This is a genomic window from Asticcacaulis sp. DW145, assembly GCF_037101385.1.
Classification (GTDB): domain Bacteria; phylum Pseudomonadota; class Alphaproteobacteria; order Caulobacterales; family Caulobacteraceae; genus Asticcacaulis; species Asticcacaulis currens.
Genome location: NZ_AP029024.1, coordinates 76,701 through 89,597, shown reverse-complemented (window position 1 = coordinate 89,597; position 12,897 = coordinate 76,701). Strand labels below are relative to the sequence as shown.

The 12,897-nt window shown below is 59.9% G+C and carries 9 protein-coding genes; 3 read left to right on the top strand and 6 right to left on the bottom strand.

Annotation, left to right across the window (positions count from 1 at the left end; all coding sequences use genetic code 11):
• Positions 1–156: 156 nt before the first annotated feature.
• From AACH73_RS00435 to AACH73_RS00420, 4 genes are all read right to left on the bottom strand, one after another.
• Positions 157–1,230, bottom strand: coding sequence for a serine hydrolase (locus AACH73_RS00435; protein ID WP_338735073.1), 1,074 nt, complete (start codon positions 1,228–1,230; stop codon positions 157–159).
• 33 nt (positions 1,231–1,263) lie between these two features.
• The gene (locus AACH73_RS00430) at positions 1,264–2,067 is read right to left on the bottom strand and encodes an AraC family transcriptional regulator (RefSeq protein ID WP_338735072.1); all 804 of its coding nucleotides are present in this window, start codon (positions 2,065–2,067) and stop codon (positions 1,264–1,266) included.
• 345 nt (positions 2,068–2,412) lie between these two features.
• Entirely contained in the window at positions 2,413–2,877 is a 465-nt protein-coding gene (locus AACH73_RS00425) for a universal stress protein (RefSeq protein ID WP_013477695.1), read from the bottom strand.
• On the bottom strand, positions 2,874–7,673 hold the full coding sequence (locus AACH73_RS00420; RefSeq protein ID WP_338735071.1) for an NAD-glutamate dehydrogenase: 4,800 nt from the start codon (positions 7,671–7,673) through the stop codon (positions 2,874–2,876). Before AACH73_RS00420 ends, AACH73_RS00425 begins: the two co-directional genes overlap by 4 nt.
• Before the next feature lie 552 nt (positions 7,674–8,225).
• Here AACH73_RS00420 and AACH73_RS00415 point away from each other — a divergent pair.
• A complete protein-coding gene (locus AACH73_RS00415; RefSeq protein ID WP_338735070.1) occupies positions 8,226–9,710 on the top strand; it encodes a helicase HerA-like domain-containing protein in 1,485 nt (494 codons plus the stop codon).
• An 84-nt stretch (positions 9,711–9,794) separates the two neighbouring features.
• Entirely contained in the window at positions 9,795–10,205 is a 411-nt protein-coding gene (locus tag AACH73_RS00410) for an MAPEG family protein (protein ID WP_272739775.1), read from the top strand.
• A 196-nt stretch (positions 10,206–10,401) separates the two neighbouring features.
• Here the strand turns inward: AACH73_RS00410 and AACH73_RS00405 are convergent, their stop codons facing one another.
• Positions 10,402–11,439, bottom strand: a complete 1,038-nt coding sequence (locus AACH73_RS00405) for an MltA domain-containing protein (RefSeq protein ID WP_338735069.1) — start codon at positions 11,437–11,439, stop codon at positions 10,402–10,404.
• A gap of 167 nt (positions 11,440–11,606) precedes the next feature.
• Entirely contained in the window at positions 11,607–12,230 is a 624-nt protein-coding gene (locus tag AACH73_RS00400) for a Tim44/TimA family putative adaptor protein (protein ID WP_272739773.1), read from the bottom strand.
• Between the two features lie 158 nt (positions 12,231–12,388).
• On the opposite strand from AACH73_RS00400, the gene secB reads away from it, so the two are divergent.
• Positions 12,389–12,895, top strand: a complete 507-nt coding sequence (gene secB, locus AACH73_RS00395) for a protein-export chaperone SecB (RefSeq protein ID WP_272739772.1) — start codon at positions 12,389–12,391, stop codon at positions 12,893–12,895.
• The last annotated feature ends 2 nt before the right edge of the window (positions 12,896–12,897 follow it).

The window sequence follows — 12,897 nt, the reverse complement described above, 5'->3', positions numbered from 1 at the left end:
GATGAACCCACCCACCATTTTGCCATCCGCTTGCGTCCGGCATGATTGAAAAATTCAATAAAAATATATATATTAGCTGGATATATGTCCGGTGCTTTCCGCCAATGGTCGACCTGTTTTGGGCTTTCGCCGGGAGTGCGACCTCTTCTGGGAGCGCTACAGCGCTGCTTTTACGATGTAGTCGGCTATTAAGCGGTCACTTAGCTGGTGAGAGTTACGCACGCCGAAATTCGTCGTGGTTACGGTGACGACAAGGTCAAGATCGGGCACGGCCACGACCTTGTTGCCGCCGGAGCCGGCCATCTGCCACGCTGGATGTCCGCCCATGGGGTAGATCCACAGCAGATAACCATAGTCGCGGCCGTCATCGGGTTTGGCGTGCGGCGCGGTCGCCGCCTTGACCCAATCGGCCGCGAGCACGCGCTTGCCTTGCCAGACGCCGCCGTCGGCATAGAGCTGGCCAAGCTTTAACAGATCACGACTGCGCAAGCCCAGTCCCCCGCCACCTTGCGCCACGCCCAGAGGTGAATACTGCCACTCGCGCATTGTGATCCCGAGCGGCTTGAACAACACGGCATCGGCATAGTCTGCCAAGGGCTGTCCCACCGCGCGTTCGATGGTCGCGCCCAAGGTCGTGACCCCGGCCGTACAATAGCTGAAGGCGCGGCCATAGGGCGACGCCTCGGGTTTAGGGCTCCAAGCCGCAAACCCCTTGATCGGCAGGTCGAGATAGAACTTTACCCAGTCCTCGATCAGGTACATGCGCTCTTCGTTGCCGCGCGAAAACTGGTTTTCGTCGTCGCATTCCAGAAGCGAACTCATGGTCAGCAGGTCTTCGACCGCGATCCTGTCCTTGCGCGGATCGGGGTTGCCGAAGGGCGCCTTGTCCTTGAAGTAAGGCGCAACCGGCGTGGTCAATTTCAGATGACCTTGCGCCACCGCCGCACCCGCCAGCATGCCAGTCACTGTCTTGGTGGCCGATCGCGTATTGCGCAGGGCTTCGGCCCCTTCCTTGTCGTAATAGGCCTCGAAAACCAGCTTGCCGTGGCGGGCGATCAGCACGCTGGTCACCTGCTGGAACTCGCCGGTCTTGATGGCGGTATCCATGGCCGCAAGCTTCGCCGCGTCGATCTTTTCGTCGGCGACCGAAGCGGTCGGCCAGTCATCAGCATAGGCGGGAACAGCGAGGCAAAGGGTGAAGGCCGCCATCAGTGCGCGTAAAGAGGTCATGTCAGGGCTCCGGAACATACCTCCCGATAGCCGTTAGGCTTCATCCTGTCTTGGACGTTTGCAACCGATCAGCCGGCCAAATGCCGCCGGCGTCATCCCCCACTGCGCCATGAAGGCCCGGTTGAGGTGGCTCTGGTCGCAGAAGCCGGCCTCAAGCGCGATATCCGACAAAGGCGCATCGTTGGCGGCGAGCAGAGATGCGGCCAGTTCGACCCGCCGCCTGCGCAGGTCATGTCCCGGGGAACAGCCCAGCCAGCGCCGGTATTGCCGCGCCAGATAGACCGGATGGACACCGGCCGCGGCCGCGACATCAGCCACGCCGATCTCGTGCCGGGCCATATCGGCGATATAGCTCTGCGCAGCCGCCAGCCAGGACGGACAATGCGGTGGCGCGGGCAACGGTCGAACTTCTGCCGTCAACTCATGTGTCAGGGCTTCGAGTTCCAGAACCGGCGCATCACGATCCGCCGCCGCATGGAGCAGACGCACGGCTGCCGGAACGGCGCCCGGCGCATCCAACCGCAAGGCATCGCCCGGCAGGTCGTCGCGCGCGGTCTTCAGGCTGACGGCGAAGAACCAGCCGCCATTGCCGGCAAAGCGGTCACGGTGGACGATGCCCGGTGGATTATAGACCAGCACCGGCCCGTCACCGGCCGCGCCATGCGCCGAAGTGATGTAGCGCCCGCGGGTTGCCAGGACCAGATGCGCGGTGTCATGGCTGTGTTCCGCCACCTCGTGTTCCGGCGTCGTGCCGGCGAAATGCGCCAAGGTGACCTCGTTCAGCGTCCGCTCGAACGCCCGCGCGCCAAAGAACTGTCCCGAAAGAAAACTGGTCAAACTAACTCGCTTGCTATGATTGACAAGTTGTAACACTTCACAACACGTCTAGCTTTGGGCCTGCTTTGTCAAACAGATAAATTCTGTGCGACATCCGCTCCTGGCGATCTCTGCTCCGACTACCGGCCAAAACCTATGTAAATGCGCGAATATTGGCGTGCGTTAATACCTCATAGAATTTGGCAACCCCTACCCTGTAAGGACCTGAGCCGAAAGCTAAATTAATTTTTGGGGTGCCGTTTTTGTGGTGGCGTGCCGGTATGCAATTTTATTGCAACGACAACATCATGTTGTTGTACCAACATGAGTCTGTGCCCACCCTTGACTTCAAAAGAGGGCTAAGCCCTACATTAACTCTTCGATCGCTTCGTCGCTGATATCGCCCGGCACCACGGTCACCGGCACCGGCCGCGTGCCACCCAGCGTCCCCACCCCTTCGCGGACCAGAAGATTGACCAGCGGGCCGGGATTGCCGCCTGACGCCCCAATGACAATGATCTTGATATCACGGTCAGCGATCAGGACTTCGCGGATGGCATCCTTCATCTGACCGGTCTTGATAATAATCTCCGCCGGACGCCCGGACTTGACCGCCGCTTCGTCAGACAGAGTGGACAACAGCGTCTCGGCCTCTTCGCGCTGTTCGCGCTCGATTTCATCGCGCACGCCCGCCCACTGGCTATAATCGGTGGGGGGCAGGACGCGCAGCAGGGTGACCATACCCTGCGTCACCCGGGCCCGCACCGAGGCGTAGCTTAGCGCGGCGCGGAATTCGGCGCTGTCGTCGGCGATGACCAGAAACTTTCTCATAGTTTTTGCACCCACTGACGCAGGGCGGCATTGACTATGCTGAGTTTGGCGAAGCTCCAGCCAGTGCCTGAACCTTCGATTTCACCCAGAAGAGACTGCAACGGCGCCACCTGTGCCGCCTGCGCCTCGGCCCAGGTCTCAAGCCCCTGAGCGTCGCGGCGCACGGCGGCCACCACCGACTTCTGTTCCGCATAGATGTCTTCGATCAGGCGCCGGATGGCCATGCGGTCCCACGGATCGGCCGAATAAAGCTCCCCCGCTCCGGCACGCAGACGGTCAAAACCGAAGCGTTCACCGGTCGCAAGATAAAGGCGCGCCGCTGCGACCACGTCCCCGTCTTCGGCCAGATCGACCATATCGATGGCGCTGGTCCAGGACAGGAGGGCCGACACACGACGGGCGAGGTCTTCGGGCGCTCCTGCGGTAATCAGTTTTTGCGCCCGGCCCTCGACGCGTGCCGCTTCGTTGGGGCTGAGCACACCTTGGGCCGATAACAGGGTGGCAATGCCCGTCTGATAGGCGTTGATCACCTCGGTCAGGGTTTCCGGGCGGCCGGCAAAGCGACGGGCGATAAAATAGACCTGACGGCGCAAGAAGGTGGCGATAGCGTTATAAAGCGCTGTCTGCGCCGCTGCCGGAATCTGCGTATCGAGCGCCGAGACCTCGGCCCACAGGGCATCGGTCCCAAACAACCGCCGCGCGCCTTCGAACGACAAGGCAAGGGCCCCGGCATCGACCGCCGCCGCCTTTTGCAAACGCAGCGGAAAGCTGGGGCCCAGAATATTGATCATCTCATTGCACAGAACCGTCGCCACGATTTCGCGGTGCAGACGGTGGGCGCGGATGTCGTCAATAAAGCCGTGCAGCGGCTTGGGGAAATAGTCGATCAGGGCCCCTTCGAACACCGGATCGTCTATGGCGGTCGTCTCGATCAGGTCATCGAATAGCACGATCTTGCCATAGGCGAGCACGACCGCCAGTTCCGGACGATAGAGACCGGCAGATTGCGCCTTGCGCGTTTCTAACTGCGCATTGCTCGGCAGGCCTTCGACCTTACGGTCCAGCTTGCCGCGTTTTTCAAGCGCCGTCATAAAGGCCTGCATCGAGGCATTGTCGCTGAGTGCCGTCGATTCCAGAAGGGTCAGGGCCAGGGTCTGGGCATAGTTGTCCTTCAGCACCAGATGCCCCACCTCATCGGTCATTTCGGCCAGCAGCACGTCACGCACTTCGACGGTCATGCGGCCGGATTGCACCAGACGACCCAGCAGGATCTTGATATTGACCTCGTGGTCTGAACAATCGACACCCGCCGAATTGTCGATGGCGTCGGTATTGAGCTTTACGCCCTGCGCCGCCAAAGCGATGCGACCGGCCTGAGTGATACCCAGATTGGCCCCCTCTCCGATCACCGCAGCACGGATATCGCCAGCATCGACGCGGATGGCGTCATTGGCTTTGTCACCAACCTCAAGATGCGACTGCGACGCCGCCTTGATGTAGGTGCCGATGCCGCCGAAATAGAGCAGCTCCGCCGGGGCGCGCAGAATGGCCTGCATCAGCTCAAACGGAGTGAGGCTAGTGGTCTCAATATCAAGCGCGGCGCGGATTTCCGGCGTCAGCTCAATCGACTTCAGGCCGCGCGAAAAGACGCCGCCACCTGCCGAAATCTTCGCCTTGTCATAGTCCTGCCAGCTGGAACGCGGCAGGGCGAACAGTCGCTCACGCTCGGCAAAGGACACGGCCGGATCGGGGTTCGGGTCAATGAAGATGTCACGATGATCAAAGGCCGCGATCAGCTTCGTCTGCTTCGACAGCAACATGCCGTTGCCGAAAACATCACCCGACATGTCGCCGACGCCGACTGTGGTGAAGGTCTCGCTCTGGATATCCTTGCCGCGTTCGCGGAAGTGGCGCTTGACCGCTTCCCACGCGCCGCGTGCCGTAATGCCCATGACCTTGTGGTCGTAGCCCACGCTGCCTCCCGACGCGAAGGCGTCGTCCAGCCAGAAACCGTATTCTCGCGCGACGCCATTGGCGATGTCGGAGAAGGTCGCCGTGCCCTTATCCGCCGCCACGACCAGATAGGGGTCCGGCGCGTCCCAGCACACGACGTCCTTCGGCGCGATAATGCCGCCATCGGCATTGAGATTGTCGGTGATGTCAAGAAGACCTGAAAGATACATCTTATAGGCCCGCACCGCTTCAGCACGGATGGCATCCGGCGCGCCACCGGCCGGGAGCTGCTTGGGATAGAAGCCGCCCTTGGAGCCAACAGGCACAATGACGGCGTTCTTTACCTGCTGCGCCTTGACGAGGCCCAGCACCTCGGTGCGGAAATCCTCCTTGCGGTCAGACCAGCGCAGGCCCCCGCGCGCCACAGGCCCGAAGCGCAGATGCACGCCTTCGACCACCGGCGACCAGACGAAGATTTCGCGGTAGGGTTTGGGATCAGGCAGGTCTGCCAACTCGCGCGAGGCAATCTTGAACGAGATATAGCCCTTGTGCTGGTAATAGTTGGTGCGCTGAATGGCACCGATCAGGGCCGCGATGCGTCGCAGGACACGGTCGTGTTCCAGCGAGGTAACGCCTTGCAAGAGCGTATTGATACGCAACAGCGCCGCCTCGACCTCGACCTTGCGCGTGTCGATGGGCGTGTCATTAACGGCAAATTTCAGATCAAACAGATAGACCAGCGCCGCCGCCACATCCGGATAGGCGCGCAGGGCCTGTTGCTGAGCAATGGCGCTGGGGTCAAGACCCGACTGACCGCGATACTTGCACAGGGCGCGCAACAAGGCGGCTTCGCGCCAGCTCAGGCCCAGAAGGGTAAGCGCGTTGAAGCCGTCGATTTCGGTTTCGCCACGCCACAGGGCCATCAGCGCCCCTTCGAAATCCTCGCGGAAATCGGCAAAGGCCGTCGGGTGTGCAGTGGGGAGCTGCACGATAAATTCGTGAATGAAGTGTCGCGGCACGTCGGCCGATTCAATACGATGCCCGAACTCTTCCAGCGTTTTCAGCCCCATGCGCTCCAGAACCGGCAAGATGTCGGACAGCGGAATGGCGTTTTCGGCCTGGACATAGAGTTTGAGCGAAAAGCGATCGTTGACGCCTTCCGGCTGCCAGGCACGCACGCTTAAGGGGTGCTTCGGGTCTAGCCCGGCCAGAATGGTGGTATCGGTGATCGCTTCTTCGATACCATAGCGTTCCTGATAGGCGACCGGAATGGCGCGCGCCCATTTCAAATAATCGGATTGCGTCTGGCCCGCCTCCATAGCGGCATCCTCAACCCGATGTGCCCAATCGAGCGTCAGATCGGTCACGCGGTCTTCGATATCGGCCAGATTGGGGTCCGGATGCCCGCCCGGCGTCACACCGATAATGTAGTGGATGCTCGACAGCGCCCCGCCCGTAACAAACGGGTAAAGCGCACTGACGCGGCCGCCAAAACCTTCGGCGAGCAACCGCCCGGCGCGTTCCTGCACGGAGACGCTATAGGTATCGCGCGGGAGATAGAGAAGTACAGATATGAAGCGGTCGAACGGATCACGGCGCGCAAACAGACGCACACGCGGCCGGTCGGAAATATGCAGCACGCCGCGCGTAATACGCAGCAGGTCGCTTTCCTGAATCTGAAACAGTTCATCGCGCGGATAGGTTTCGAGAATATTCTTCAGGCGCTTTTCGGCATAGCCGCCATTGTTGAAGCCCAGCCGCCGCGACTCGCTCAAGACGTGCTCGCATTTTTTGCGGATCAGTGGCACTTCGAAGGCAGGACGGTCATAGGCGTCCGAGGTAAACAGACCGACAAAGCGCGTTTCCCCCGATGGCTTGCCGTCCGCGCCGTAATGCTTGATCGAGATATAGTCCATGTAAACGCGGCGATGGACGCGCGATTTCAGGTTGCCCTTGGCCACCGTCACGGGCTCGGAGCTGGCCAGATGGCTGAGAAGCTCCCGGCTTAGGATGGCCGGTTCCGACCCGCGACGTAAGATGGCGCGCTTGTCGCGCAGAATGCCATATTCTTCCTGTAACAGATTCAGAGGTTCTTCGGCGACGTAATTGCCATCGGCGCTGCGCGGATAAACATAGGTGCGCGCCCCCAGGAGGACGAAATGATTTTCCGACACCCAGCGCAGGAACGCCAGTTCTTCCTGAAGTACGGCCGGGTCGATCTGTACGACCGGGTGCAGGGTCAGGGCCTCAAGAGCAGTCATCTCTTCGGCCAGCAGGGCCTGCATACGCGGGAAGTCGTGCACAGCGGCGCGCAGATCGTTGAGCGTCGTCTCTACGCCCGACAGAATGGCGGCATGCTTTTCAGCGGGCTGACGCCCCACAAAGACCAGCATCAGGGATTCGGCAACCGCCTTGCCACTGCCGCGCTGTCCCGTACTGTCGCGGTTTACGGCAACGACCGGGTGGAACATCGAACGGACGATCAGGCCCTGATCAATCAGCTCGCCCATGACGCTTTCGACGATGAACGGGGCGTCTGGCTGAACGATTTCAACGACGTCATAGATGTTGTTGACCGGAGTGATGGCCTTCAGCGCCCCCGCCCCTTCGCGCACTGCGGCGCGGCCCCAGGCCCCGGCGAACAACCGACCGATGTCTTCGAGGGTCAGTTCCGGCATTTCTTCCGGATCATAGTCTTCCAGACACTGGGCAAGAAAACTGCGGGTAGCCTCATCCACCGGGCCTTCCAGCGCGGCACTGAAGGCAGCCTCTATGCCTGCCCGCGTCTGGGCGACAAGGGCGTCGAGTTCGGTCGAAAGGCTGAGGTCGTCCATAGTTTCCATCCACTGCACTTTAGAGCGGGGCTTCGCTCCGAGTGAAGCGAAATGCCGCTCTAACTTTTGTTCGTCGCGCATCTGGACCCGAAAACCGCTTCATACTTTTCGGAATGCGCTTAATAGGGCAACGCTAAGCGTCACACCTATATAATAGGTGAATTATCCGCCAAAAGCACAGGCGAAGACAACGGCTTGGGGAAAATAAAGTTTCTGAGGAAACGGAATAAGGTCATGCCTAAGGCCAAGCATAAAAGGATAAGCCGCTCACCCGGTCTGGCGGGTGAGCGGCTTCTTCGGAGCCACCCTTTATGGGGGGAAGGGCCGCCCCGGAAATGGCTGCGCGGCTTATGGGGGGAACCAGCGCAAACCACGACTCATCGCTGAGCTGTTTTGATAGTAGCACGCAGGCCGGCTTACCCTAATCAGGCCTGATCGCGCGGGCATCACATCTGTGTGAGAGAACCGTGTTCTTTGGTGTTGGTGCAGCGCAGCTCAAATACCCTTTGCCAAAGCTCTGTCGGTGGTTTTATGCAGATTGTAGTGACACAGGATAACGACATGACCCAGGGAATCGACATCGGCTTTTCGACCGACGGCCATCAGACGCTTCTGCTCAACCGCGCCAACCGTCACGGCATTGTGGCGGGAGCCACCGGAACGGGCAAGACGGTGACGCTTCAGGTGCTGGCGCAGGCCCTGTCCGACGCCGGGGTGCCTGTCTTTGCCGCCGATGTGAAGGGGGATCTGTCCGGGATCGCCCTGCCGGGCAATCCAAACGAGAAGCTTCTGGCCCGGGCGCAGGAGATGGGGATCGCGCTTACGCCCGCCGCCGCACCGGTGGTCTTCTGGGACCTGTTCGGTCAGAAAGGTCACCCGATCCGCACCACGATTTCGGATATGGGTCCTCTGCTGCTGGCGCGCCTGTTTCAGCTCAATGAAGTCCAGGAAGGCGTTCTCAACATCGTCTTCCATGTGGCCGACAAGGAAGGGTTGCTGCTGCTCGACCTCAAGGACCTGCGCGCCATGCTCAACCACGTGGCGGACAACGCCAAGGAGATCAGCGCCCAATACGGTCAGGTGTCCGCCGCCTCCATCGGTGCCATCCAGCGCCAGGTGCTGGCGCTCGAAAGTCAGGGCGGTGAGCAGTTTTTTGGTGAGCCGGCACTGCGTCTCGAAGACCTGATGCGCACCGATATTTCTGGTAAGGGCTATGTCAATGTGCTGGCCGCGGACAAGCTGATAGGCAGTCCCCGTCTCTATTCGACCTTCCTGCTATGGCTCTTGTCCGAACTGTTCGAAGTCATGCCTGAAGTGGGCGACCCTGAAAAACCGCGTATGGTCTTCTTCTTCGACGAAGCGCATCTTCTGTTTGACGAAGCGCCGAAGCCGTTGCTGGAAAAGATCGAACAGGTGGTGCGCCTGATCCGCTCCAAGGGCGTTGGCATCTATTTCGTCACGCAAAATCCGGCGGATGTACCGGACTCTGTATTAGCGCAACTCGGTAACCGTATCCAGCACGCGCTGCGCGCCTATACCCCCGCCGAGCAGAAGGGTCTGAAAGCCGCCGCGCAATCCTTCCGCCCCAATCCCGCGTTTGACACGATTGAAGCCATTCAGGGTCTCGGAGTAGGCGAGGCCCTGATCTCGGTACTTGACGAAAAAGCCTCGCCTACGGTCACGGCCAAATCAAAAATCCGCCCGCCCGTCTCTCGCCTGGGACCAGCAAGCGAGACGGAGCGCGCTGCGATCATCGCCAAATCGCCGGTATCAGGCGTTTACGACACGCTGCGGGATCGGGAATCGGCTTTTGAGCTGCTAACGGCGCGCACCAAAGCCGAAGAGAGCGAGGAGGCTGAGGTTGAAGCCCGGCGCCCCGAAAAGAACGAGAAGCCAGAGGTGCATAAGCCCTCGGCTACGGAAAAAGCTGTTACCTCGGTGGCCGTTTCCGTCATCCGCACCATCGGTGTGACGCTGGGCCGTGAACTGGTGCGCGGGATTCTGGGGTCGATGCAAAAACCTTCCCGTTCGACGCGTCGCCGATAGGCCATAAGCGTCTCGCCCGATTCATAAAGCGAGCAGAATTATGGTTAACGCTTTTTTACCGGTTCCAGCGGCAAGAGTGGAGGCATGGTTGCGCCGCTCCTTGCCCTCATTGCCTGGTCGCTGATTGTCCTCGTCTGGCTCTATGCCCGACGCATACCCGCCATGCTGCAATTAGGGCAGGATTTTCAGCTATTTGCCGATAAGCGCCACCTGTTCCGCCTGCCCGCCGATGTGCGCGCCGTGGCCGACAACTATACGCACCTGACCGAACAGCCGACGCTGTTTTACGCCCTCAGCCTGGGTATTCAGGTATCGGGGCTAGCCGATCAGTTGTTCATTGTGCTGGCGTGGATTTATGTGCTTTTGCGAATTGTCCACAGTCTGGTGCAGGGGATCGGCAACCACGTCATTCTGCGCTTTTGCGTCTTCGCCGCGGGAACCGGGATACTCGCCTATATGACGCTGCGCGCCATCCGGCTGGTGTTTGACTTCTAGAGGAGTTCAATGGAACGCGGCCGTATGTTTTACATGTATCTCGCATTCTTTGGGATAGGATTTGTAGGGGCGTTGATTCAAAACATCTATGTGGTTTTTGCTGCACCAATTGTAGCTATTGTCATATTCATAAGTTTCGAGAACTGGCGCGAAATTTACCGAAGGCGTAGACAGAAGCGTTCAAAAGAATAGCAGATCATTCCGCGGGAACGATACGCCACAGCCGGAGCTTGTGTTTGACGCGCCCGGCTTCGCGTCCGGCCCGGTCACCATGCCCCATATAGAGGTCGGCGCGTATCTGACCGCGAATGGCACCCCCTGTATCAAGGGCGGCCACCATGCGGCGATATGCCGGAAAAGCCCCGGTCAGAGAACCTGTATCAGCATCGACCCAGTAAAGGTCGCCATAGCTGTGGAAGGACGGATCAACGGCAATGGCGGCCCCGGCCGGCAACGGGATCGCTGCCGCACCCAGCGGCTCCATCTTGGTCATGTCGATGGAAAAGAAGGCATAGCGCGGGTTTTGGTTCATCACCTCCTGCGCCACCGGCCCACGATTATCGGCTAGCCACTGGCGGATAGCCTCGCCGGAGGTTTGCTCCCGTTTCAGCAAACCGCGCTCGGTTAGGGTCTTGGCAATACCGACAAAGGGCAGGCCGTTATCGGCGGCATAGGCCGCCATAAAGCGCGTGCCATCTTCGAGCGTAAGATAACCAGAGCCCTGAATCTGCATGAAGAAATAGTCTTCGGGCCGCATGTAATAGGCCGGGCCCGTTACTGGTTGGGCCTCGATTTCCGCGCGCGTGTAATAGGGCACATAAAGCTCTCCCACCCGGCGGGCCGCAAAACGCTTACCCGCCGGCTGCGGCGGCGTCATCTGGGCCCCATCGACCAAAACCAGATCGGCGGGTTTAGTGCGGACGGGTTGCGAGAACTCCGCCGAAGGGACAGTCGTGGCTGGATATTCCGGCACAAAATAGGCCGTTAGAAGCCCCTCGCCTTCGATACGTTCCACGCGAAAGCGCGCCTCAAGCCAGTGCTTGATCTCGTCCGGTTGCTCAAAAGACTGGGCTTTGAGCGCGTCACAGACCCTGGCATATTGCCGCCCTTGTCGATAGGCGCAGGCCCCGCGCACGGCTTCGAGGGCGATAAAGGGGTCTGTAGCCTCCCATCCTGGCAGGGTCGAAAGGCTCTCCACCGGTCGCGCGGGCTCAGACCGCGGTGAAGTCGGCACGGGCTGAGGTTGAGAGTGAGGCGCAGGCTCCGTCGGTATGGACACAGGAGCAACCGGCGCTTTAGGGGTTTCAACGCAGGCTGCCAGGCTTAAAGCCGCGATGGAGACGCAGCCATAGGCAAAAAGACGCCGCCCGGCGATCAGTACCCCTACCCTCCCCCTCAGGCTCATGCCTTGGCGGCCTCGACGCGCGACAGAATCCACGGATTGGTCGGCGATTTGAGGTTCTTCTGAAAGGTCCAGAATTCCGCCGTGCGGCGATGGGCTTTCTTGGGTTCGCCCCCTTCGGGGTCGGTCAGCTCATAGAGAAGTTCGGACAGGAAGCGGACGCGCACCATAGCGCGATCCTCTTTCAGCTCGATCTGATCCAGATCCGTTTTCGGTGCATCGACAAACGACACATTTATCGCCTTCTGCTCACCACGCGCTTCAACAGCCTTGGCAAAAACGCCGTAGACGCTTTCTGACAAACGGTCTTTCAGGCCTTCGATCTCGCCGCGATTAAAGGCCAGAACGATCTGCTCATAGGCTTCGCGCGCTTTTTCAACGAAATTAACTTCATTGAAGTGACTGTCACGTGCCTTCAGCGCATCGAGATTGGGCATACGCAAGCGCTCAGGCTGAGGCTTCGCCTCCTGTCCGGGGCGACTGAACGGGCCCTCAGCATCGTCGGTCTTGGGGACAGTGGGCTTGTCATCAGCCTTGAATCCGACGCGGCGGCCCAGCACATTATAGAGCTGAAACAGCACGACCACCGCGATCAAGGCCAGAAACAACAGCTCCCAGGGCATCAAAACGTCTCCGAACAGGGGTACAACAAGGGCTAGTGTTCCCTATATAGGCAAAGTTGAGGTAAACGGAACCATTCGTTTGATTGCCAATCGATTTTGTGCGTGCTAGGGCCGTTTTCAACCGAATTATTATACGCGCCACGGAGTTTTCAAGTTTAATGGCTGACGATTCGATCCCTGCCGAAAACGGCACTGCCCCGGCCACAGAGGCCCAGAACGGCCAGCTACCTGCCAATATGCAGGTTCTGGCCCAGTTCATTCGCGATTTCTCGTTCGAAAATCCCCGCGCCCCCAATTCGCTGCGCATGGATCAGCGCCCGGAAATCGACATGGGCGTGGAAATGAATGCCAAAGGCCGCCCGGACGGCCTGTTCGAAGTCGATCTGAAGCTGTCGGTCAAGGCGTCTAACCCCGAAGGCCCAATGTTCGCCATCGAACTGGTTTATGGTGGCCTGTTCCAGCTCGCCAATGTTCCGCAAGCGGCGATCGAGCCGACCCTGCTGGTCGAATGCCCGCGCTACCTCTTCCCGTTCGCCCGCCGCATCATCGCCGATGCGACTTCGGACGGCGGTTTCTTCCCGCCCTTCCTGGTCGAACCCATCGACTTTGCCGCGCTCTATATGCAGCAAAAAGGTCAGATCGGCGAAACCGCGGGCCAAGCCTAAAG